The sequence below is a fragment of the Legionella bozemanae genome (assembly GCF_900450575.1).
Classification (GTDB): Bacteria; Pseudomonadota; Gammaproteobacteria; order Legionellales; family Legionellaceae; genus Legionella; species Legionella bozemanae.
This window is the reverse complement of the sequence record NZ_UGGY01000001.1, coordinates 968,788-995,308: the sequence shown is the minus strand read 5'-3', so window position 1 is coordinate 995,308 and position 26,521 is coordinate 968,788. Positions and strand designations below refer to the sequence as shown.

The following is a 26,521-nucleotide window of genomic DNA, read 5'->3' as shown; positions in this document are numbered from 1 at the left end:
GAAACAAAGCTGGTTTATAGTCTGACTCTCCTTAATCTCAGTGCATTAATAATTACCGAAACAGAGCTTAATGCCATCGCAGTTGCAGCGATAATGGGATTCAACAACAATCCTGTTACTGGATACAATACTCCAGCAGCTAAAGGCACACCTAATCCATTATAAATAAAAGCAAAAAACAAATTCTGGCGTATATTGCTCATTGTTGCTCGGGAGAGGTGGTGTGCTTTAACAATGCCATTTAAATCACCATGTAACAAAGTAATACCAGCACTTTCAATTGCAACATCAGTACCTGTCCCCATTGCGATACCGATATCCGCGATTGCCAAAGCGGGAGCATCATTCACCCCATCCCCTGCCATTGCCACAATAAAACCTTTCTCTTTCAACTCACTCACAATCCGACGTTTCTCCTCAGGCATAATTTCAGCAAGCACATTTTTTATACCTAAACGGCTTGCCACAGACTCTGCGGTTTTTTTACTGTCCCCAGTGAGCATATAGATTTCAATCTCATTTTTTTGCAACTCAAGAATGGCATCAGGCGTACTTGATTTAACTGGATCTTCAACTGCCAGAATGGCAATGGTCTCATCATCGACAGCCATAAACATCACGGTTGCTCCCTGAGCTCGTAATTCATCAGCACTCTCGACAAGTGATGTATTATTTGATCCATATTCTTGCATCAATTGCCAATTCCCAAGTGCAATTTTTGAACCATCAACCTTGCCAATAATACCTTGCCCTGCAATTGCTTTAAAATCTGTTGCCGTGGCAAACGACAGCTGTTTCTCTTTTGCTGCAGTCGTGATTGCATTGGCAAGAGGGTGTTCGCTCTGATATTCCAATGCGGCAGCTAAAGCAAGTAGTTCATCCGTTTCATATTTTTTTTCAGAAATAATTTGGGTTAATTTTGGATGACCAAGCGTTAGAGTACCCGTTTTATCTACAACGAGTAGATTAACTTTCTCCATTTGTTCCAATGCTTCGGCATTTTTAACTAATACTCCATTCTGAGCGCCTTTACCAACACCAACCATAATGGACATAGGGGTTGCCAAACCTAATGCACAAGGACAGGCAATAATCAGCACTGATACCGCTGCAAGCAAACCATAACTGAATGAAGGTTGTGGACCTAAGAAAAACCAGACGATGAACGCTACTACTGCAATCAAAATCACCGCGGGCACAAACCATCCTGAAACCGTATCGGCCAATCGTTGAATGGGGGCACGACTTCGTTGGGCATCACTCACCATTTGTACAATATGTGACAGCATGGTGTCACTACCCACATGCTCCGCTTTCATTATAAAACTACCATTCTGGTTTATTGTGGCTCCAATCACTTTTGAACCCGCCTCTTTATTTATTGGCATCGACTCCCCAGTAACCATGGATTCATCCACATTGCTAATTCCTTCGAGTACCTCACCATCCACAGGAATTTTTTCACCGGGACGTACACGAAGCATATCCCCTACCTGAACTTGATCCAGTGTGACTTCTTCCTCATTACCTTCTTGATCAATTCGGCGGGCACTTTCAGGAGCTAAACTCAATAAAGCACGAATAGCGCCACCTGTTTGTTCCCGTGCTTTTAATTCCAGAACTTGTCCTAGCAAAACCAAAGTAGTGATGACTGCAGCTGCTTCAAAATAAACACTGATTACTCCTTGATTACGGAAAGTAGTAGGAAAGAGGCCAGGAAACAATAGAGCTATAGCACTGTAAACCCAAGCGACACCTATCCCCATCGCAATGAGTGTAAACATATTCAGTTGTCGGGTTTTCAATGAAAGGAAGCCACGCTGGAAAAAAGGAAGACCACACCATAAAACTACAGGAGTTGCTAATACAAACTGAATCCAGGCAGAACTATTGGCCGAAATAAAATGGAACAAATGACCACCCATTTCTAATACAACTACCGGTATACTCAAAATCAGTGCCAACCAAAACCGGTACTTCATGCTTTTATATTCCGGATTTTCTTTTTCGGCGGAAACGGTTTCCGGTTCTAAAGCCATACCACAAACAGGACAATGTCCAGGACCTGATTGACGAATCTCTGGATGCATAGGACATGTGTAGATTCCGGTCACAGCCCGATGTCCATCCGGGTTAGGCTGCTTATGCATCTGATGATGTTGATGACACATTTCATGCGCGTTCTCAAGCTTGGAACGCATTTTTGAGTGCTCGTGATCACAGTGCCCATGCTTCATAATTCACATATCCTTATATTTTTGTCACGTCGCACCTTTTTTCAATCGAAGTGAACTTAGGCATAAATTCTGACGTAATTCATAATTGTTATAATAAAGTATATATTTGTTTGAAAATATGTCTATTTTGAGTCGTCTGACGTAAAAAATTTTAAAATTTCATCTAAATCTTAACATTTTGTCATCCTGTACGGGATGAACAGAAGGCAGCAGGGATATAGAACGTTCGGACTCGATGAAAATTACTCGCGCATTAAATCATCAACGGTATATTCATCACTTGTTAATACCTTAGCAATTACCTGATTCAATTCGTGAGCTATTTGATCTTTGCAGTGTTTCGTTAAGGGGCCATTAATCGAAAGTCGATATTCACCATATTGATCTTTTGTAAAATACAGCCATAAAGCTTCATTACCTATAGGACGGTCCACACTGCCATAATGATTAGGGGTACTGGAGTCAAGACCTTCAAAATTCAGATCCCTAAACCCTTTGATAAAAAAGTTTGCCGTAATGTTAATCACTACTCTTAAGCTCGCTGGTTTTTGCAACGGCAGATTTAACTTAAATAATTCATTGAGGTAATGCTTCGCTTGAATTTCGAGTTGACGCCATTGTACTCGGCTCAGGCTCTTAAGTTGATAATCCACTACAACTGAATTAAGTTTGCTTTTTTTAAAGTGTTTTGCAAGGGTTAACCTATTATATATATAGGTCAAATATTGACCAAATGATAATCGAGAACCTTTAATTCCCGTACTTTTGATGGCATAAGTACATTTTTGATAAGGAGCTGTGATTATGAACTGCTCCTCGATTGATTTGAGAAAATCAACAAATTTATATTCCTCGTTTAAGGTAATATTTATCATTTTATATTCCGTAAACAAGCCAATAACAGAACTGTAACGACTGCCTTCCCTACCACTATGCAGTATCGTAATGGGTATTCTCTTTTGACTACTGAGTTTGTAAAAAACCATGTGACACACAGCAATTAAACCAGTGCTCACATTAATATTTCGTTCCTGATGCCAACTCCTAAATTGTTCGACAAGTTGCGCGTCTAAAGGATAATGAAATAAATTTTGAGGTTGGTTAGCGGCATCAGGTAGATGATGCGCACGTCCGAAACTCAACCTTTCAAAATTCTTATTATAAACCCGCCAAAAATCCATTTTATCGTGCAGGTCTTTTTCATAATAAACATTATTTTGCTTCACAAAGTCCAAATAGGTATATTTTTCTGATCCAGGCACAAGATTTTTGCCCCGTAAAAGGGTTGCGTAATTTTTCCTAAATTGATCGAATAAAATTCTGTATGAAGGATCATCCAGTATGATATGAGGTATCATGATGTGTAATTCATGCAGATCATGATTCAATTTATAAAGATAAACTCGAATCAGCGGGGGTTCTGTTAAGGGAATCAACTGCATTATATTTTCATAAAATACGTCGTTCAACGCATTCTGATCATAATTTAAAGAAATGTCTTCATAGATTAACTTGAATTGCCCTTCTTTCTTCACTGTTTGAATCGGCGCCTCTTTGTTAAAACTCAACCAAAAAACAGGAGCTTGCTGAATGGTAAAATCAAAAGCCTGATACAAGTATTTCTTATTGAGATTACCGCGTAGCTGTACCTGCATTCCGCAATTGAAACTAGAACCCATTTTATTGATTATCCAGAATACGTATTGAGTATCACACAAAGCGATTTCTTCATCGCTTGGATTTTCTGAGGGAAGAGACTTTGGTACATTCTCAAAGACTTTGTGTAAGTCGTTGGCAATATTTTTGGCAATTTTGTCGATTCGGGGTTCGTTAATAAAATACTCTATGGGTAGGCTCAGCGCTGGGCAGTTCAATTTATCATGAATGCGGTTTCTCAATTCCAAAGCCATCAGTGAGTCCATGCCCATGGCGAACAGATCGTTTTTGATGCCTACCTCTTCGCCGCTTTCCAACCCCAAAACATCAGCGACAATCGTGCATAAAGTTTGGCTCAAGAGGGTAACTCGTTCTTTGGGCGTCTGCTGCTGCAGAGCCTCTAAAAAGAATTTACCACTAGGCGACTCCTTCTCAACGAGTGCAGAGAACTCGATGGATTTGGGTGTGTTTTTGAAATAAACATCCCAATGTATGGGGCATACGGCCATTTGTGGCACCTTGCTCGGCAACAACACATCCAGCACACCAATACTCTCGGGATTCAAGGGAATAAACCCGCGTCGCTTAAGCGCCTCAATGTGCTGTGCTGCCATGCCTCGAGTGTGAAAAGTACCCCAGTTAATTGCCAGTGCCGGCAAGCCCTGTTGGTGGCGCAGATGCGCCAGACCATCCAAGAACCCATTCGCTGCCACATAGTTAGCCTGACCTTTAGAACCAAGGATAGAGGCCGCCGATGAAAACAGGACAAAGCAATCCAGATGCAGATTTTTGGTGAGTTGATGCAAAATCAGCGCGCTGTTCGCTTTCGCACGCAACACCTCGTCGACCTCCTTGTCCCTTAAATTAACGAGCAACTCATTCCGAATCACTCCGGCAAGATGGAAGATCCCCCTTAGGGGGTGTGCGCTGTGTTCAATCTCGGTGATAAGGTGTTTCATGCGCTGAGCGTCGGCGGCATCACAGGAATAATGTTTTATCGCAACCTGTTTTTTGCGGGCCTGCTCTATGAAGGCCTGCGTCTCCTGGGCGCATTCTGTGCGGCTGGTAATGATGAGGTGTTTGGCCCCTCGCTGTATGAGATACTCCATTAAGGGTTTGCCCAAACCACCTGTACCGCCCGTAATGAGGTAACTTGCTTCCCGGTCGAATAATACTTCGGGGTGCTCTGGAGGGAGTGGCTTTTTCTTAAGCCGGGGTACATAAATGGCATCACGCACCGCAAACTGGGTCTCAGCACTCGTGGTATGCACGATATAGCGTAACACCTCGCTTAAGGTACTGCGTGAGTCGAGGTCAATGGTATAATTTTGAGTCAACCCAAGTTCATTTCTAAAACTTTTCCAAAACGAACTGGCCATGGTGTGGTACGGGTTGACCCTGTCTGTGGTGTACTTGTCGTTGAGGGCATACGCGTTTTCAGTGACGAAGATAAAACGTGCCGGCTGGTGTTGAAACATCTGTTGGCACCAATGAACGAATGCAGTGAAGTATTGTTCATCGTACAGGAATACGATGTTTTTATGCGCCACATCCTCTAATTGGGTGACCTCCTTGATGCACTGATACTTAAGCCCCCCTAATACTTTTTGCGCACGTAGCTCATCGTGTGCGATAACCCAAAGCTCAGGCAGTTCGGCGGTGCTGGGGACGTTGGCATGCAGCAGATTCCAGGTGCGGTCATAAAGATGCTGTACGGCAAAGTCATCGGCACTGAAATGAGGTGCAACCGCTTTTTTTTCCAACCAAAATTCACGGCGGTCAAATGGATAGTTAGGTAAGGAGACTTTGTTGAATGCTCCAGGGGAAGCGGAGTAGTAATCCCGCCAATCAACGTCTCGACCTTGGAGGTACTCGCTAACGAGTGCCGCACGTTCTGGGGTGTGCACATCCAGCGACTTTGTGTCCTCAGAGGATGAAGCAAACACACCTTGCTGCAACATTTGACTGGCTTCAACAGCACTCTTAGCCGCTACGGCCAGGCGATAAGAATAGTGCTCTCGACAGGTGGCTGCGGTAAAGCAGATGTCACTAAAGGCATCTGAGGTTGTTGCTAAATACTGTTGGTAGCGTTGGGCCAGATGGTCCAACGCACTCTGGCTTTTGGCAGACAACACCAGCACATTCGAAAGAAGTCCGGTTTGGGCGGGCAGAGTGTTTTTTTGTCGTGTCTTGGCAGGAAACTCTTGCACAATCACATGGGCATTGGTGCCGCTAAAACCAAACGCGTTGACGGCGGCGCATTTCAGCGAGGTATGGGGAGTCCAATCCATGCTGTCTAATGCAAGACGGGTATTATCCAGTTTGATTTTTGGATTTAACCGCTGAAAATTGATGTTTTTATAAATTCGCCCCTTTTGTAAGCTCAAGATGACTTTAATTATACCGGCAACACCCGCGGCGCTTTCAAGATGGCCCAGATTGGTTTTCACAGCACCCAGATAAAGTGGGTTATCTGGGCTGCGCTGCGCACCATAGACCTGGTTGATGGCATGAACCTCGATGGGGTCGCCAAGAGGAGTACCTGTGCCGTGGGTCTCAATGTAGCTGATGTCGCTGCTGGATAAGGACGTCTGGCTCAACGCTTTGCGCATCACCTCTTCCTGGCTTTTCCCATTGGGCACGGTTAATCCGGCAGTCTTTCCATCATTACTGACTGCTGACGCTTGAATCACTGCTAAAATCGTGTCGTTATCGCGTAGGGCGTCTGCGAGGCGTTTCAGGAATAACACCCCGCACCCTTCCGCCCGCACATAACCGTCTGCACGTTCGTCAAAGGTTTTGCATTCACTCGTCAACGATAAGGCCTTTGCTTTGCATAGATTGACAATGCTTTCGGGGCGTACTAACACATTCACCCCACCTGCAAGCGCAAAATCGATTTCCCGGGTTTTTAAGCTTTGACAGGCATAATGAATCGCAACTAAAGACGAAGAACACGCCGTATCAAAGCTTACTGCAGGGCCCTTGAAGTCAAAGGTATAGGTGACGCGCCCAGGAATCATGTTTAACGCTTTGCCCGTGACCGCAAACATCCCCATCTCATCGTGGGATAGCCCTGCTTGTTCCAGTTGGGAATAATATTCATGCGACGCCCCAACGCCGGCAAAGACCCCAGTTAAGCTGCCGCGCAACGAGCGGACCGGGTAGTTTGCATTTTCTAAAGCGTTGTAACACTGTTCTAAAAAGAGACGTTGTTGGGGATCTATGAAAGGCGCTTCGCGGGGGCTAATCCCGAAAAACGGCGCATCAAATGCTTTAATGTTCTCGATGAGCCCCAGTTTCGTAATGTAGGATTTTCCGGGGGCATCCGGATTGGGGTCGTAGTATTTTTTATTGTCCCAACGCTCAAGGGGAATCTCTTTAACGCCGCTTAGACCCTGTTCGAGCAGGGTCTCAAAGGCAGCAACATCAGGGGCACCAGGCAGGGAACAACTCATGCTGATAATGGCAATGGAGTCATCAGCATCTTCTGGTAATGACTGCAGCACTTGCGCTTGAAGGAGGCTCTTTTGCAATTCCGATTCAACATATTGGGCGAGTTTGCTTATGGATGGATAATCAAAGCCGATCGTGGCGGTTACATTAAGAAAGGGTTTCAACTTTTCCTTCAGCCTGGTCGCTATTTCAGTAACCATTAACGAATCAAAACCAAGTTCAAAAAATCCTTCATGCTCTTCTAATTCTTCAGTTTCTGGTAATTCTAGGATTTTTTTACAGAGTGCAGAGACCATGTTCTTGCACGCGATACTTTTTTTATCACCTGCTATCTTTATGTAATCATTCAGCCAAGGCGATATGTTTTCATTACCCTTGTGCTCAACCCCATTCAGCTCATTGTCCAAATCTTGATAAAATAAAGGCAGTGGTTTTGGCACAAAATCCAGCATAAACTTGAGGTATTCAGGTGATATAATAGTGATATGAGTTAATGGGCTATTGATTAAACGATGAATCAAGGCACGACCTTGCTCATTATGAATGAATGCCTGTTTTAGACTCGGGTCGCGTGCTCGTTTTTCTGCCATACCGACCTCAGCCCAAGGTCCCCATTGAATTGCTGTGCCCACCAATCCCAAACGCCGACGCTCAGCAATTAAGGCATCTAAAAAACTATTAGTGGCACTGTATACTGACTCTTTGTTGCTGCCAAATACCGAGGAAACAGAAGAGTAGACGATAAAAAAATCCAGACTGCAGTGCTGGCTTAATTCATGTAAATACCAGCCACCTTTTACCTTGGCAGAAAATAAAGAGTCAATGTCTTCATCTTGGTGCTCAAGCAATGGCGCATTCATTGAGGCTCCGGCTGCATGAATAATGCCCTTTAACAAACCATCCTCGTTATTCTCTAATAACAAATTACATAGTTTTTCTTTATCTGTAATATCTAACCCAACAATACGAATTATTTGATTCGGATAATAGGATTGAAGTATTTTAATACGTGCTTTTAATTCGGGCTTATCCACATGCCTTGAGACAAGAATTAACTCTTTGGCGCCGGCTGATAGTAATGCTTGCGCGGTTACCAAACCTAATCCGCCACAGCCCCCGGTGATAAGGTAGCGGCCTTCGCTGCATAGTGATTGTTTTTTGTCGGGTAGTGTGGCTCTTTTTAAGCGAGAGACCCATCGTTGGCCATTACGGTAGGCAACGACATGCTCATAACTTTGGCCATGGTTATAATAAATTTCATTAACCACCTGCCCCGGATAATAATCTTCATCGTGTTTATCCAAATCGATGAGAATCGTTTGATATTGGGGTAATTCTAAAACCAAAGTCTTGCAAAATCCCAAGAGAGCGCTGCTATCAAGATTCAGTGTGTCGTCGGCAAGCTCCGCTATTGCATTTGTAGTGAGGACTATGAGCTGTAATTCAATTGCTTTATGCTGTAACTCTTTAAGCAAACTCAATAATTTTTTTAGCGTATTCTTTTGCCAATCAATATGGGCCTCAATATCCTTTGGAGGTATTGAACCAAAATTCGCTGCAAAAATAATCCCATCCAGCGTGTCTAATGCGGGGCTATCATCATCCAGGACAATAGGTAATCCTTGTTCTATAAAGCCAGAAGCCAAGTGTTTGGCTCCTATTAAAAGCCAAGGTTTACCTGATATTTTGCGATGATCTTTCCCAACGGGTTGGCTCTGCCATTGCAATTGGAAGCCCCAATCTTGAGGAACCGGTGCATCGACTGAGATGCTTTTATCTTCTTTATCATGCCAGTAGGTTTTTCTATCAAAAAAATACAAGGGCAAATCAACTGGATTGTATGATTCCGTGTTCTTAGCAAATCGGATATTGGCTCCTGCGAGAAAATGCGTATAAATCTGTTGGGCCTCATGCTCTATGATGATTATGTCTTTTTTTAGGGCTACTTTGTTCAGCTCATACGCTTTTGCTTCAATTTTTTGGATGAGTTCTTCTTTATTTTGGGCAATAATGGCGCAACGAAATTTATAATGATCCCGACAATTGATTAAAGTAGAACACACATCGTGTAGGCTTGCGGAGGATTCCTTTAAATAGCGCAAGTGACTTGCCAGCATGTGCTTTAAAGAATATTCACTGTGTGCTGAAAGCACAAAACACTGCGGTTCATCGTGAGGAGCACTGAATGGGGTTAATGCCAACTCAGGCGGCTCTTCAATGACTGCGCTCACATTGGTGCCGGTAAACCCAAAATTGGATACTTGCGCATATCGTTTTTTATTAGGGCATTTCACAAAAGGGATTGCTTGAACGGGGAGAAGCGCAGGGATGCTCTCGGGGTCAATCGATGGACTTGGTGTGGTGTAATGCAAATTAGCAGGGATGCGTTCATTGTTTAATGAGGCAATCACTTTAATGAGCGAGGCAATTCCTGATGCAGAAATAGTATGCCCCAAATTACTTTTTACTGCACCGATAATTAAGGGACTGTCCTTGGAATGATGGCCTTGGTGTATGTGCTGAATCGCATTAAACTCGACCTCATCTCCTAAAATCGTCCCGGTTCCATGGGTTTCGATATAGTCAATATCACTTGCTGCTACATGAGCCTGTGCCAAGACGGCCTGGTGCATGGCAATTTGCGCCTCGATATTCGGCGCAGCCATACCCATCCCGCCGCCGCCATCTTGATTCATGACGATGCTTTTTATCACGGCGAGGATTTTATTCTGGTCTTTGAGGGCATCACGAAGCCGTTTCACAACCACTACCGCACACCCTTCACTGCGCGCATAACCATCGGCCGTAGCATCAAAGCTGCTGCATTGGCCAAGAGCTGAGAGCATATTGGCTTTTGTTACCCCTATAAAAATTTCAGGGCAAAGGCTCAGATGGACTCCGCCAACAATCGCCATATCGCACTGCTGATTTCTTAATGCCATTGTGGCAAGATAAAGTGCCGACAGCGAGGAGGAACAGGCGGTATCCACCGTCATGCATGGGCCTTTTAAATTAAGAAAGTGACACAGTCTTCCTGGGGCAGCACTATCAGCAGAACCAATATAGGTATAGGCATTAAATGTGATATGGTCTTTGTAATTCAGTTGGCTGTAATCATGGGTGGAAATGCCGCAATAGACCCCAGTGTTGGAGTTTTTTAAGGAATCAAGCGGGATGTTGGCATGATTTAACGCGCGAATGGAAACCTCTAAAAAAAGACGTTGTTGCGGGTCCATTTGTTTCGCTTCAGTAGGCGTTATTTTAAAAAAAGCGGCATCGAATAATTGAGGGTCATTCAAAAACCCTCCCTTACGGCTTACTATTTTATTTTCTTTCTGTCTGTCCGCATCATAATATTGATTAATATCCCAGCGGTTCTCAGGCACCTCTTTAATTGAAGTCTGTTCTTTGAGCAACATCTCATAAAACGCATCGACATCTTCGACATCAGAATTAATCCCGGGAAATTGACAATTCATTCCAATAATGGCAATCGGTTCATTCAGGATGTCGTTTATACTATTTTGATGTCCTTTTTTTGTCTGCATCGCGTTACCTCATTAGATTATGCAAGATGTCTTTCTGTGCTTTTCTTTTGTAACAAATAACAAAGATACTTCTGTTGCCCATTTATAAACCCATTATAAGTAACTGAACCCTTCACTGCAGATATGTCACGAACCGCTTGACGCCATATGGGTGAGTAAGTTGCATTAATATGGGCTTTTCGCCTGTCCGACAGACGAGTTAACGAATCAAGTACTTGAGGAGTAATATCACAACGACTAATAACGTGTAATCCAGAAGTACTAATACATTGGTCTAACAATTCTACCTCTGAAGACGGACGCAGATCGGTAAAAGCCATGTAACCATTAGCTCGAAGCACACGCCAAACTTCGCTAAGAAATTTTTCCATTGAAGGATAACAATGAGAGGATTCTACATTAACAAGCACATCAACACTCTGATCAGGGAGAGGCAGAGCGTCTGCACGTCCTTGAATCCAACGGGCATTGGCCCATTTGGAATTGCGTTGGCATATTTCAATTGCTTTTTCAGACAAATCAATACCAATGTAGGAGCGAGGTTTTTTATACTGCAATAAGAATGTACCACCAGCACCCTGACCACATCCAACTTCAGCAATATCTTTGTTCTGTAAATCGATATCTCTGACGACACGATGATAGAGTTGAATGAAATATCGATTTGGCTCATCTTCGGGCTTTAACGATAAGGTAGTCTCATCGTGATACCCATAATTCAGAAAAACACATTGTTTCGACTTGTTATTCGATGCAAATTTATTATAGAGCCAGCGGATCAATGCGATGCGTAGAATGGGTGATAACTGCATTAAAAATCGATGTATTTTTCTAAGTTTACTTGCTTTCATTGTATTAGACTGCTCTTTTTGCATAGATCATATATTGGTTCCAATCCAACTTTTCATAAAGAGGATTTCTATTGATCAGAGTAAGATAACCTTGTTCTCGCAAATATGCAGCAAGATACTCTACTCTATTATCTATATTATGCACTTCAATGCATAACTGTTTAATCATAGAAAATTGCATGGATTTAATGCTTTTTACAACTTCAAACTCCGCACCTTCAACATCAATTTTCAAAAAATCGACATGATTTATCGCCTTTCTTTCGATAAAACGGCCAAGTGATGTAAGTTGACACAAGACTTTTGTTTCTGCTGTTCGATTTTTAAAGTTCCTTTTAATCAGATAGTGTCGCATAAAAGGTAAATATTTCAGTTGATAATACAATAACTTGTTCCGATATCGAGCAATTTTTAGTAAGGTATTATAATCTAATAAAGGATTATAATTAGAGATCATTTTATCCAGGGGCTTATAGGTTGCGGTCGTAAGATCACTTCCAAAAAGGGTAAATTCAACAGAACAATCGTCAGTAACATCACCAATTCCCATGTTATATATATGACATTTCTTTCCGAATGGCGCCAAGTTCCTCTTTAGACATTCAAAAGAGATAGGAATAGGTTCAAAACTATAAATCAATGCATCATTTTTGCATTGACGTAGAGCAAATAGTGAAAAAAGTCCAATATGTGCCCCTACGTCTATAATAATCGAGCCAGGATTTAAAGTGAGATAATCTGGCAAATAAGTTTTTTGATAAAAGATTTCATAGATCAACCCACGCGTTTCATGCTCGCTTATAAAATGTAATTTACCAATTGTAAATTGTTTATTTAAAATTGTATTAGACATTCACGGTTGTCCCATTTATTAAAGTCTGTCTATAAATTAGGCCGATAGTTCTGGGCAAGCTTCCATCTTACCAACCATTAATATGAGATCATTTTGGAGAATGAGAGGCCCTTTAAAACTTATCATAATTTAGCCTTTCTATAAGTATTATAGTCTAGGTCTTCTTGTTTAGACAGAAGCGTCATTCCTAGCTAAAATTTAAGTAACTACTTCAGAGGTACACGATGCAGATACAAAAAGGACATCAAGAGAGCAAAGACAACATCATGAATGAACCGATTGCCATTATCAGCATGAGTTGTTCTCTGCCTGGTGCCCCTGATGTTGCTGCCTTTGAGACCCTGCTCGAACAAGGTCTAAGCGGCGTTAAAGAGATTCCCCTTGAGCGTTGGGACAATAAAAAATACTACGACCCCAATCCGGATGCCCCCGGAAAATCCTACATTACGAAACTGGGGCTCATCGAGAACATTAAAGCATTTGATGCGCCGTTTTTCGGGATTAGCCCCCGCGAAGCGCCTTTCATAGATCCCCAACAACGTCTCTTTTTAGAACAGTGTTACAACGCTTTAGAAAATGCAAACTACCCGGTCCGCTCGTTGCGCGGCAGCTTAACTGGGGTCTTTGCCGGCGTTGGGGCGTCGCATGAATATTATTCCCAACTGGAACAAGCAGGGCTATCCCACGATGAGATGGGGATGTTTGCGGTCACGGGCAAAGCGTTAAACATGATTCCTGGGCGCGTCACCTATACCTTTGACTTCAAGGGCCCTGCAGTAAGCTTTGATACGGCGTGTTCTTCGTCTTTAGTTGCGATTCATTATGCCTGTCAAAGCTTAAAAACCCGGGAAATCGATTTTGCGCTTGCAGGTGGGGTGAATGTGTTAGTACGCCCCGAAAGCATTGTCAATCTATGCAAAGCAAAGGCCTTATCGTTGACGAGTGAATGCAAAACCTTTGACGAACGTGCAGACGGTTATGTGCGGGCGGAAGGGTGCGGGGTGTTATTCCTGAAACGCCTCGCAGACGCCCTACGCGATAACGACACGATTTTAGCAGTGATTCAAGCGTCAGCAGTCAGTAATGATGGAAAGACTGCCGGATTAACCGTGCCCAATGGGAAAAGCCAGGAAGAGGTGATGCGCAAAGCGTTGAGCCAGACGTCCTTATCCAGCAGCGACATCAGCTACATTGAGACCCACGGCACAGGTACTCCTCTTGGCGACCCCATCGAGGTTCATGCCATCAACCAGGTCTATGGTGCGCAGCGCAGCCCAGATAACCCACTTTATCTGGGTGCTGTGAAAACCAATCTGGGCCATCTTGAAAGCGCCGCGGGTGTTGCCGGTATAATTAAAGTCATCTTGAGCTTACAAAAGGGGCGAATTTATAAAAACATCAATTTTCAGCGGTTAAATCCAAAAATCAAACTGGATAATACCCGTCTTGCATTAGACAGCATGGATTGGACTCCCCATACCTCGCTGAAATGCGCCGCCGTCAACGCGTTTGGTTTTAGCGGCACCAATGCCCATGTGATTGTGCAAGAGTTTCCTGCCAAGACACGACAAAAAAACACTCTGCCCGCCCAAACCGGACTTCTTTCGAATGTGCTGGTGTTGTCTGCCAAAAGCCAGAGTGCGTTGGACCATCTGGCCCAACGCTACCAACAGTATTTAGCAACAACCTCAGATGCCTTTAGTGACATCTGCTTTACCGCAGCCACCTGTCGAGAGCACTATTCTTATCGCCTGGCCGTAGCGGCTAAGAGTGCTGTTGAAGCCAGTCAAATGTTGCAGCAAGGTGTGTTTGCTTCATCCTCTGAGGACACAAAGTCGCTGGATGTGCACACCCCAGAACGTGCGGCACTCGTTAGCGAGTACCTCCAAGGTCGAGACGTTGATTGGCGGGATTACTACTCCGCTTCCCCTGGAGCATTCAACAAAGTCTCCTTACCTAACTATCCATTTGACCGCCGTGAATTTTGGTTGGAAAAAAAAGCGGTTGCACCTCATTTCAGTGCCGATGACTTTGCCGTACAGCATCTTTATGACCGCACCTGGAATCTGCTGCATGCCAACGTCCCCAGCACCGCCGAACTGCCTGAGCTTTGGGTTATCGCACACGATGAGCTACGTGCGCAAAAAGTATTAGGGGGGCTTAAGTATCAGTGCATCAAGGAGGTCACCCAATTAGAGGATGTGGCGCATAAAAACATCGTATTCCTGTACGATGAACAATACTTCACTGCATTCGTTCATTGGTGCCAACAGATGTTTCAACACCAGCCGGCACGTTTTATCTTCGTCACTGAAAACGCGTATGCCCTCAACGACAAGTACACCACAGACAGGGTCAACCCGTACCACACCATGGCCAGTTCGTTTTGGAAAAGTTTTAGAAATGAACTTGGGTTGACTCAAAATTATACCATTGACCTCGACTCACGCAGTACCTTAAGCGAGGTGTTACGCTATATCGTGCATACCACGAGTGCTGAGACCCAGTTTGCGGTGCGTGATGCCATTTATGTACCCCGGCTTAAGAAAAAGCCACTCCCTCCAGAGCACCCCGAAGTATTATTCGACCGGGAAGCAAGTTACCTCATTACGGGCGGTACAGGTGGTTTGGGCAAACCCTTAATGGAGTATCTCATACAGCGAGGGGCCAAACACCTCATCATTACCAGCCGCACAGAATGCGCCCAGGAGACGCAGGCCTTCATAGAGCAGGCCCGCAAAAAACAGGTTGCGATAAAACATTATTCCTGTGATGCCGCCGACGCTCAGCGCATGAAACACCTTATCACCGAGATTGAACACAGCGCACACCCCCTAAGGGGGATCTTCCATCTTGCCGGAGTGATTCGGAATGAGTTGCTCGTTAATTTAAGGGACAAGGAGGTCGACGAGGTGTTGCGTGCGAAAGCGAACAGCGCGCTGATTTTGCATCAACTCACCAAAAATCTGCACCTGGATTGCTTTGTCCTGTTTTCATCAGCTGCATCCATTCTCGGTTCCGGAAGACAGGCTAACTATGTGGCAGCGAATGGGTTCTTGGATGGTCTGGCGCATCTGCGCCACCAACAGGGCTTGCCGGCACTGGCAATTAACTGGGGTACTTTTCACACTCGAGGCATGGCAGCACAGCACATTGAGGCGCTTAAGCGACGCGGGTTTATTCCCTTGAATCCCGAGAGTATTGGTGTGCTGGATGTGTTGTTGCCGAGCAAGGTGCCGCAAATGGCCGTATGCCCCATACATTGGGATGTTTATTTCAAAAACACGCCCAAGCCAAGTGAGTTTTCAGCACTGATGGTAAAGACCGCGCCCACAGATCCGTTCTTTTTAGCAGTTTTACAACGCTATGCTTATAAAGAACGTATTCCCCTGTTGCGCCAGACATTATGTGAGATTGTTGCTGACGTTTTGGGGTTGGAAAGCGGCGAAGAGGTAGGCATCAAAAACGATCTGCTCGCCATGGGCATGGATTCACTGATGACTTTGGAATTGAGAAACCGTATTCATGATAAATTGAACTGCCCAACCCTGAGTCTGCCCATAGAATATTTTATTAATGAACCCCGAATCGACAAAATCGCCCAAAATATTGCCAATGAATTAGACAAAATTTTTGAGAATACTTCTGCGCCTCTTCCCATAGAAAACCCAAGCGATGAAGAAATCGCTCTATGCGATTTTCAATACGTATTCTGGGTGCTCAATAAAATGGATTATCCTTATAATGCTGGGACACAGTTACAGATACAAGGCAAACTGAATAAAGAATATGTAGCTCAGGCATTTGATTTTGTTGTGAAGCACAATCCTGTTTTTTGGTTGAGTTTTAACAAAGAGGTGCCGATTCAAACTTTGAAGAAAGAGGGGCAATTCAAGTTAATCTACGAAGACATTTCGTTAAACAACAACCAAACAGTGCTGCATCAGGAATTCCAAAACAACATGATGAGTGCTATACCCTTAACAGAACCCCCGCTAATTAGAGTATATCTTTATAAAATAAATAGTGAATTACATGAGTTGCATATTGTGATGCCTCATATCATAGTAGACGGACCTTCATGCAGTATTCTATTGAACCAATTCAAAAAATGCTATGAAACTCTTTTCCGTGGCAAAAAAATGATTCTTGAGCCAGAAAAAGATTCGTTCCTTAGCTATGTTAAAAAAAATAATCATCTTTATGAAACCAATCTAAAAGATAAAGTTAATTTTTGGCACCACTATAATTATGGTTTTAAGATGTTGTCACTGAAACCTGAATATTATATATCTGATACAGACAAGCAGGAGAAGTATTTATTTCATTATTCTCTTGATTCTCTTCGAGTGCAACAATTTATAGAATGGCATAGAACAAAAAATATTAATGTCAGTACTGGGTTAATTGCTGCATGCCATATTGCACTTTATAAGCTGAGTCACCAAAAGAAAATGCCGTTTGTCCTCATTCATAATGGTAGAGAAGGAAGTCAATATAATTCCATAGTAGGAGTGTTCGTAGAATATAAAAGAATAAATCTTACCTTAAATGAGAAAGATAACTTTATTAATTTTATTAAGTCTATTGAAGAACAATTTCTAATAACAGCACCCTATCAAAAATGCTCTCATATAATTAAGAATAGAGAGTTTAAAGGTTCTGGGTTAGCAATAAGTCATTATTTGCACTATGTATGGAATAAACTATTCCTTAAAAAGGATCTTAAAAAAAGCAAGTTGCATTCAATCATCATTGATTATTTAATAAAGTATCTCAGTTGGGCACAGGCAATGACCCACAATACTTTGATTAAACATAAATTAAATCAACTAATTAAGTTAAATATACCCCTGACAAAACCCGAAAGGTTAAGAGTGCTTATTAATATTACTCCTTCTTTTTTTAGTAAAATAGTTCCTGATAAAAACTTTGCAAATCTTAGTTATCAGTATCCAAATCATTACAGTAGTGAGGATCGCCCTATTAATAACCGCTCTCTATGGATTTTATTTTCAAAAGATCAGGAAGGACAGTACCAACTATCGATTAATGGACCATTAACAGCATACGGTAAAGATGAAGTAGTAAATACATTTAATAAAATAATGGCTCAGTTATTAGAAAATGATGAATGTACTCTTGCTGATTTTCTAGGGTAACCTAAAACCTTAAAATAAATTCATCGAAGATTTAATTGACATCTTGTATTATAAAGTTTTCGCAAATTGAATCAGAGGATCTCATGAATCAAAAAAATACTTTTTGCTGGATAGATATTCCAGTGGTTGACTTAGATAGAGCAATTGCCTTTTATTCTGCTGTTCTTGATGAACCCGTACAAAAATTCTCGGAGCATGGATTTGAATTTGGTCTGTTACCCCATACTCAAGATAATGTTTCAGGTTGTTTATGCGTTATGGAGAACAGAAAACCTTCGCAAAACGGCCCCTTAATTTATCTTAATGCCGAAGGAAGGTTGGACCAGGCTGCTGAAGCCGTAACTAAAAACAAAGGGACAATTTTAAAAGCCAAAGAACAAATAGGTCCTTATGGACACCGAGTCACCATTCTTGATTCTGAAGGAAATGCAATTGCTCTATACAGCAAAGAAGCCTAAAGCATGATTTCGCTCGCTACAATCCTGTGAACAAACTATAATTTATTTAAACAGAGAAATGCGTTTATCTGACCCAGGAAAAATCTCGATGGAATCATCTAAATACTGTTTCAAGACCAGAGCCACCGGATGCCGTGGATAAACCCTGAGCAATCCACACGAAATTTAACCCCCTACGTACTGCGCTTTATGCGCGGTACGTAGAACGTTGAGTATAGTTCATTTAAAAACATAAGAGTTATATTCAAATTTGGCGTGGATCTCTCAGAGACAAGCCATGGTACGTAGAGAAGAGTGTAGGCGTATCTCATGTCGGAGAAGAAGCATTTAATTTGACCAATTGACAAAACACATTCATCCTGGAAATTTGCTCGATATTATTGGGCACAGCCTCAAGCAAAGAAGGTGAGTAGACAATAATCGCCAAACACTGAGCTCGCGAGATGGCCACATTTATTCTGTTTTTATCAAAAAGAAAATTCAGTCCTCGAGGAGATTCATCTGCATTGCTCGCACACATACTCAAAAAAACAATTGGCGCTTCCTGTCCTTGAAATTTATCGACACTTCCTACTTTAGCCTGTTCGCCAAGTGCCATTTTCAATTTATTTACCTGATGATTATATGGGGCAACAAAAAGAATGTCATCCCAACCGATTGCTTTTTGCGAACCATTTTTTGCCTTAAATGTTCTACCTAAAAGCTCCTTGGCTAATAATGCAATTTGCTCTACTTCCTCATCACTGGCTTGTGTATTTCCCTCATGAATGACCGGTACGGGAATAATTCCCGCTTCTTTATTCAGCACACCTTGATATCCCTTGGGAATGCTTATTATTTGCTGTACATTTTCAGGAGCGGTTTCCAGTTTTCCTTCATAAATCGCATCACTAATCCATTGATTTACCGCAGGATGCATCCTATAGGTAGTACCCAGAAAAACCCCCATAGAATCTGGAATTGTTGGTGTTGTATGTAATAAGTACTCTAATATGGATAAACCACTTTCTTCAGGATGATTTCCTTGGGAAGGTTGTCCCAACTGCATTTGATCGCCCATTAATATAATATTGCGGGTTGAACGACTCATAGCAATTAAGTTTGCAACACTGACTTGCCCTGCCTCATCAATAAAAAGATAATCAAAAACATCAGCGAGTTCTTCTCTGGCAAAACCCCAAGCTGTAGCTCCTACAACACATCCGGGTTGGATAAAATGAACGATATTTTTGTTTTCCAGTACTGTAATACCTAAAGCTTCAATTTCTCCATCTGTATTACGAGAACATGCAAAGTGGCCCTTAATTCCTTCTTTATGGCAATAAGCCGCTGTACTCAGCAATAAGTTATTGATTGCTTTATGACTATTGGACGAGATCCCTATCTTTTTTCCTCTCCGAATGAGCTCTGCGATTAAATGCTTTCCTGTATAGGTTTTACCTGCGCCAGGAGGCCCTTGAAGCGTAAGATAACTATTATTTAAATTTAAAACAGCATGAATAATTTCAGCTAATCGTTCTTCAGGATGATGACTTGGTGCAATTGCTACCCCTTGAGGATGATCTTTAATCCGCGGATAAGATTTGCTCAGAAAATCCAATATCGCAGTATTTTCAAGCAAACCTTGTTCAAATAATGCTGCCTGTTTTGCAATCGCATCAGGAATCGAATGAGGATCTACATATTCATTAGGAATTAAGGTAATTGGATCATCCACTTCATTTTTCATTTGCAAGACGATAATCCCATGCTCCAAATCGCTGTCCTCTTCACAATAATTTGCGGTAACCGTCTTACCGTCTTCTGTTTCTTTATCTAAAATATCTAAAATGAAATATTGCTTAGCAGTTCCTTTAAACTCCTGTTCCGGATCAAAAAAATACTCGTAGGCCATATTGCGTGATTTTGGTGAAGGTTTATAGGGTGGCTTAGCGGTCCGCCGGCAATAAGCCAAACAATCAATATCATCGAGCAGGTCTTCTCCAGTTAGCCCCAATCGCTCAAACATACGCCAAAACACCGGTTTTGCTTCACGTCGATGAAATTCAATGGACCATGCAAAAATCAAATTTATTTTAGCTAATTCGATGTCCCCCTCAAATTTTAAACGTTCTGCTTGTGCCAGTAACCGATCGCGTAATTGAATACGCTCACCCACCTCTTCCTTAATCTCAAGCTCAACAAGCTCTGTTTTACCTAAGTAACTTATACCTTGTTCTTTTTGCCGCGCCCTTAGCCAATCCACCAGTTCCTGAGTGGAATTACAATCATCCATATTATAAGCACGGATGTCATTTAATATTTTTGACGTATGCCAACTCTCTCCATCTGGATGTTCTCGCCAATGCTCATAAACAACGACTGAATCGCCCCCCGACCCCACCTCAGTATCTCGTTTTCCGCGGTATAAATGCTCTATATTTTTAATGGAATAGCGTGGCTCGCCAATAATGAGTGATGTTTTAACAATTTTATATAAATCAACAAATACTTCATTACGTAAGAGCTGATCAACCTCGTTCTCACAAACACCATATCGCCCCATTAATTTGCGACACGCAGAAATTTCATAATTGGCATAATGGTAAATATGCATTCGCGGATCTTCTTGCCAACGCTGATAAACCCATTTCACAAAAGCTTGAAAACTTTCTTTTTCCTGCTCTGCATCATGTGCCCAAAAATCTTTATACTGGCGCTGACCTTTTTCATCAAAATACACAATACCCCAAAGATATTCCAGTCCCCCCTCCTCAAGAGGAAAACCTTCAATATCAAAAAATACATCTAGCGGTGATGCAGGAGGCAGCAACGCCAAACCTTGCTTTTGTCCTGGGGCATGAGGAAGCATTTGATATAAGGGAATATCCTTGCCGCTACTTTCTTTTTGAATTTTAGCTTGTGCTTGCAAACGCGCAAAACGCTCTGGTTTAATCCCTTTGACCCAGGAACAATTTGCATAAGCCAATGCAGTCATGGTTTTAATTCCTGCTTGATACAGTTTTTTGATTTGCCCGGAAGTAATGGTTGCGACCTGGATCAAATGATCTTCTTTAATTAATAACTCTTCAGCATAAGTACTCCATCTTCCCCAATTTTTAGATGCAGCAGGATCAGGGCAAGCATTGGGATCAAAATTTTGATGCGTCAATAAAAACTGTTGTTTCAGATTTTGATAAAAATAAAAATAATCTGCGGTACGAAAGCGCCGCTGTTCTTTATTGCCTAAAACTACTGTGATGTATTCTGTTCTACTGCCCTGCATTGCTTCAAGCATTTCCGCATAGCAGCATAATTGTAGCAGAAAACCCGGTTTAACAGATCGAGCAAGCTTGGTATCCCAAACCTCATAGCAATAATCACCCGATCGACTTTTACCTGCTTTTTTTATTAGAAAATCAGCGTATCCCTGAAAAGGAAGCAATTGCAAATGCGCCTGATAAATCACATCTACTCCATCATTCATGGCAGTTAAGGTTGCCTCATAGGAGTTAGGCTGTTGATGCAAATTGACAACGGATAATCCTTGTTCTTCAAATAATGCCAAGAGTTCCAATTCGTGTTGGTTTCCCAAATGTTGCAATACATCAATTAATTCATCTTTTTCATCGGGTATAGGCAATAAATCAGGATGCACTACAGCAAGATGTTCTATCCAAGATACAAAAGGACTCTCCATAAATTGGGTAAGATCAGATGGCGAGAAAATTAATTGGCTGGATTTGATGTACATTTTGGCACAGATTTAATATTGGATTTCATCTAGAGTATATCAAAACATTTATTCCGTGAAATATATCAACCTCGAACGAAAATACAATAAACTGTCTTCTAACGAGTAGCAACTGTTTTGAAATCTCACCACAAGGAGTAATCTCTTAATTTGTCCTTAATATTATTCATTTATAATATAGTATAATAATTATACAAAAAAGTACTTGAGGAATCATTACCACTGATTTGTATCATGTATCTTGTTAATTTTAGAAGGTAACTTTTAGAAGTGAATAAATGAAACCTGATGTAAAACTGATTATAGATGCGTTAAATGCAGTGATTAACGAAATAGAAGACTTTGGTTATTACCGGGATCATATTGAGTTTTTAGAAAATGAAAACCGCCTTTTGATTTTCAGTAAAATTGAGGGTGGAAATGTTGATGCCAGCAGGGCTAATAAATATAGATTACGCGATATTTTCTTTAAAAAGTATTTGGGTGTCGCAGTAGAAAATATAGAAGGAGAATTTGCTTTCAAGATCTCTATCGATGAGTTACGCAAACTAAAGAGCATTACCCATAAAATAGATACCTTGCAAAATCCCCCCGCAAAAAAAGAGACCCCACAAAATTTTGAAATTAGAATAAGAACTCGACATGATTTACAAACATTAGTGGAAATTGTGACCCCTTCACAAAAGGTATTATCCACGTTTGGAGGCGAAATACATTTCATTCGTCTTAATAGACCTCATGATATGATACCCAAAGGGCGGAGCTTTATAACAAAAGCCATTGATGAAGAGATTAGTGCCAATACAAATGCTGTATTAGCAGAATTAAATACACAACATGGGCTTGATAATACACTGTTTATAAACTTTACCGGTCATGAAGCACCTGTTGCAAGCGCATTATATATGAATGGGATTGATTGCATTTGGCAACTATCCATAATGAATGATCAAACCTCCCAAACACGGATTATGGAGCAGCTGCAAGATGCTTTACCGCGTGATGAACTGTTATCACAATCGCCTACCTCACATGACTCTTCATTAGGTTTAATCATCGAACCCAATCATGGATTCACTGCAGTTGACGCTACAAAACTACCGACATTGAAGCAATTAAAAGAATTTGGAATTAAGCAGGTGGTCGTATTGACCGAGAAAAACTACAATCAAGGAAAATGTATTTATCCACTTGATGACAACTACTTCAGATGTGAGATGGCATTTTATCGGTGGCTTCAATCATTATCACCAAATTTTAGTTTGATGGTCATAGGAGTGTCCAATTTTGAGCAAAACATTGAAGAAAATTGTCAAACTATTGAGAATGCTCTGCAAAAGAAAGATACAGTCTCTACATCCATCTATAAATTTCCTAATTTTTGTACTCTTTTTAAAAACGTACAGCAGTATGGTGCTCATGTCTCACCATTCAGTTTCAATGGAGTTAGAATAATGGCTAAGAAGGATGATACAGAAAGCACTATGGAAGAATCGAACAGCCTGAATTAAGCCGGCTGCTAGACCAGCAACTTCATCACAATGAACCCTTCTACCGCGATACACCCAACTCCCCAAATAGAATCTGTAAACAGATCCTAATTAGGGATAATAAATTTGTATTGGCTTTTTCTTTCTATCTACCACTGCAAAAGAAGTTAATTGATGGGGATTCGCAGTGGTTTTGTTCATAATATCCCAAACAATATAATCACGAATCAATTCTGCATCCGCAATAAGCGAACGGTGGCATCGCCAAGGCACCGCTTCAGCGCACATGATTGCCACTTTATCACTCTTACTGATTAAATGATTTAATTCACTTAGTCCTTCGAGAAACGCCTCCGTTTGCATGTAATCAGCAAATCCTCTAAAACTTGCATTCCGCCATCCTCTATTGATGGAGTTTTTCTCAACTTTACGTAATCCTCCTAGCTTAGGTAAGTGGGTATAAGCAATTTTTTCTCTTGCAAGCGATTTCTTGAACTCCTCCTTATTAAACCAAGGAACAGTGCGTGATTTAGGTATAGTGCGCACATCAACAACATGCGTTATTTGATGGGCGTGGATTATTCCCAGAAACTCCTGCAAAGTATGTGTGGAGTGTCCAATCGTAAAAAGCTCAGGCATAACCATATCTTCCTTTTGGATTACCTTTTTCTGCTAAATATCGCGAACAAGTTGTTGTTCTGAACGCTTAGCTCCCAACCATCTTGGAAAGAAAGGGCCTAACTTTTTAATAAAATCATAGGCCATGAATAACGCACCTAAAGCAAATACTACATCTCCGGGCAGTCGTAACCATTGCCATAACAATGTTGTATTATAAAATTCAAGGCTTCTTGAATGGGCGAAGCCATGTTCATAAACATCCATTAATTGTGCCCAACCTATAGGAAAGAAATTCAACACAATCCATAAGACAAGGCCTATGTTATATAACCAAAATGCCCAAATCCCTAAACGATCACTCCAAGCAAAACGATCACCTGCAGCATAGCGTAAACAAAAATAAATTAAACCTAGGCCAAGCAAACCAAATGCACCAAATAATGCAGTATGTGCATGGTTTAAAGTAAGAAATGTCCCATGCTCATAATAATTTATAAGCGGCGCATTAAGCGTCCCCCCACCAAATACTCCTGCGCCAACAAAATTCCAAAAGGATGCTCCCAAAATATAGAGAAAAGCCAAATTATAAGTAAACACACTTTGTCGCTTAATTAATTGATGATGTTCGATGGCATCAATAATGAGAAGAACCAAAGGCAATACTTCAATAAACGAAAACATAGTTCCTAGCGGTACCCAGAGATCTGGCGTACCTGTCCAATACCAGTGATGGCCAGTTCCAATGATTCCGCCTAAAAATATCAAAATTGTTTCAAAGTACATTGTACGCTCAGCTAGAGCACGCGAAACCAATCCCGTTCCCATTAAAAGATAAGCAGTGGCACACGCAGCAAAAAATTCAAATGACTGCTCTACCCAAAGATGAACTACCCACCAGCGCCAAAAATCAGTGATTGTGAATGATTTTTCAATTCCAGTTAAAGGGATCATCCCAAAGCAATACAATACAGCAATATTCATTGTGCTTGCCCAAAAAAGATGCTCTAAACGAATACGTCCACTCCAAAACTCAACCGTAGCAGTTTTTAAGCCACTCCAGGTAGGCCACATGCCGCGAAAAATAATAAAACTCCAAAGAAAAAGTCCTAAACAAAATCCAATTTGCCATAAACGACCGAGCTGCAGATAGGATAAACCCTGATTGCCAATCCAAAACCAGTGTTCATCCACATACCCCATAATCCCCAAATAATTACCAACAAGTGCTCCGCCAACAATAAACAAGGTGACCCAAAACAAAAGATCAACCCAAAAACCTTGTCTTTTCGCTTCTTTTTTACTAATGAGAGGAGCCATAAAAACAGCAGCGCTCACCCATGAAAGAGCGATCCAGATGATTGGTGTTTGAATGTGTACATCACGTAAGAAATTAAAAGGTAAATAATCATTAATATTAATTCCATAAAAACCCGTTCGCTCTGTATAGTAATGCGCCATAATCGCACCTACAGCGATCTGGATCAGCAAAACAAGCGCAACGACTACAAAATATTGCCCTACCTTGCGCTGACTTGGCGTCAACGAGTCAAATCCCAAAAAAACAGGCGTTTTCAATGCTTCATCAGGCACACTCAAATATCGATGATAAATATAAAGTACAGCACCAAAACCCAGAAATACAAAGCAAAACGATACCCAAGTCCAGTAAAAGGTATTTGCTGTTGGCGTATTTCCCATGGTGGGTTCATAAGGCCAATTATTGGTATAGGAACTATTTTGTCCTGGTCTATGTGCAATCGTAGTGAGTGAAGAATAAATAAGAAAATCAGCCGTTTGTAAGGCACTTTGCTCATTCAAGCTGTAAGCCTTGGTCCAACCTGTTTCTGGATCATGATTCAGTAGATTTTGTGAAATTTGCTGGCGCAGCTGCACAATTGCATCAGCAACTGGCTGGGACAAAATGCTAATTTGTTTACTTAGATCAGTTTGCTGCAAATCCTGTTGCATTGCTTGACGTACAGTGTATTGTTCTCCTATGGTCAAGCTTATAAAGGACTTACCGAAATGTTGTTGTGCTATTTTATCTTCGATAATTCTGCCAAGACTGACTAAATATTTTGCAGTATAATCCTCTCCAAAATAAGAGCCCATTCCATAAAGACTGCCATAATCCATAAGGTCAGCGCGTTGAAAACCCGCTTTGCCATTCACTATATCTTCTGCTGTCATCACAGTTTGTCCAGAAGGAGATTGAAACTGCTGAGGTAAAGGTGGAGCAAGCTGGTAGGTTTTATAGGTACCCCAAATCAGTACTATAAAACAGATAATTGCTGTAATTAAAAGAATCCATTTTAAGACATTAGATACTTTATCAACGTCCATAGGCTCAACAATTGAGCTTTGAGGTGCATTATCCATTCACACATTCCCTTATTCGATTTTTTAATTTGCTCACAAACCAAGACCTATTGTAAAACAAAATTTCCTTTTAAGTA

The 26,521-nt window shown here is 41.5% G+C and carries 8 protein-coding genes and 3 pseudogenes; 3 read left to right on the top strand and 8 right to left on the bottom strand.

Annotated elements, in window-relative coordinates; all coding sequences use genetic code 11:
* Window positions 1-14: 14 nt before the first annotated feature.
* The 5 genes and pseudogenes from DY223_RS04225 to DY223_RS04210 all read right to left on the bottom strand — a co-directional run bounded on the left by DY223_RS04225 (window position 15) and on the right by DY223_RS04210 (window position 12,601).
* Window positions 15-2,237: a copper-transporting P-type ATPase gene (locus tag DY223_RS04225; RefSeq protein ID WP_058460770.1), complete on the bottom strand. Its 2,223-nt coding sequence runs from the start codon at window positions 2,235-2,237 to the stop codon at window positions 15-17.
* Window positions 2,238-2,479: 242 nt separating this feature from the next.
* Window positions 2,480-5,038, bottom strand: a pseudogene (locus DY223_RS19790) (SDR family NAD(P)-dependent oxidoreductase); the annotation flags it as partial.
* 720 nt (window positions 5,039-5,758) lie between these two features.
* Window positions 5,759-10,897: pseudogene (locus tag DY223_RS19785) on the bottom strand (SDR family NAD(P)-dependent oxidoreductase); the annotation flags it as partial.
* 17 nt (window positions 10,898-10,914) lie between these two features.
* Window positions 10,915-11,748, bottom strand: coding sequence for a class I SAM-dependent methyltransferase (locus DY223_RS04215; RefSeq protein WP_160116273.1), 834 nt, complete (start codon window positions 11,746-11,748; stop codon window positions 10,915-10,917).
* A gap of 4 nt (window positions 11,749-11,752) precedes the next feature.
* Window positions 11,753-12,601: an FkbM family methyltransferase gene (locus tag DY223_RS04210; protein ID WP_058460015.1), complete on the bottom strand. Its 849-nt coding sequence runs from the start codon at window positions 12,599-12,601 to the stop codon at window positions 11,753-11,755.
* 266 nt (window positions 12,602-12,867) lie between these two features.
* On the opposite strand from DY223_RS04210, the pseudogene DY223_RS04205 reads away from it, so the two are divergent.
* Together DY223_RS04205 and DY223_RS04200 are read left to right on the top strand one after the other, a co-directional pair.
* A pseudogene (locus DY223_RS04205) lies at window positions 12,868-17,763 on the top strand (SDR family NAD(P)-dependent oxidoreductase); the annotation flags it as partial.
* A gap of 83 nt (window positions 17,764-17,846) precedes the next feature.
* Window positions 17,847-18,221, top strand: a complete 375-nt coding sequence (locus DY223_RS04200) for a VOC family protein (protein ID WP_058460759.1) — start codon at window positions 17,847-17,849, stop codon at window positions 18,219-18,221.
* 307 nt (window positions 18,222-18,528) lie between these two features.
* Here DY223_RS04200 and DY223_RS04195 read toward each other — a convergent pair whose 3' ends face one another.
* Window positions 18,529-21,954: a TM0106 family RecB-like putative nuclease gene (locus DY223_RS04195; protein ID WP_058460758.1), complete on the bottom strand. Its 3,426-nt coding sequence runs from the start codon at window positions 21,952-21,954 to the stop codon at window positions 18,529-18,531.
* A 278-nt stretch (window positions 21,955-22,232) separates the two neighbouring features.
* On the opposite strand from DY223_RS04195, the gene DY223_RS04190 reads away from it, so the two are divergent.
* Window positions 22,233-23,465 carry a hypothetical protein gene (locus DY223_RS04190; RefSeq protein ID WP_058460757.1) on the top strand — a complete coding sequence of 411 codons (1,233 nt, stop codon included), beginning with the start codon at window positions 22,233-22,235 and terminating at the stop codon, window positions 23,463-23,465.
* A 90-nt stretch (window positions 23,466-23,555) separates the two neighbouring features.
* Here the strand turns inward: DY223_RS04190 and DY223_RS04185 are convergent, their stop codons facing one another.
* Both DY223_RS04185 and DY223_RS04180 read right to left on the bottom strand, forming a co-directional pair.
* A complete protein-coding gene (locus DY223_RS04185; RefSeq protein WP_058460756.1) occupies window positions 23,556-24,083 on the bottom strand; it encodes a DUF488 domain-containing protein in 528 nt (175 codons plus the stop codon).
* 33 nt (window positions 24,084-24,116) lie between these two features.
* Window positions 24,117-26,444, bottom strand: coding sequence for a nitric-oxide reductase large subunit (locus DY223_RS04180; RefSeq protein WP_058460755.1), 2,328 nt, complete (start codon window positions 26,442-26,444; stop codon window positions 24,117-24,119).
* Between the last annotated feature and the right edge of the window lie 77 nt (window positions 26,445-26,521).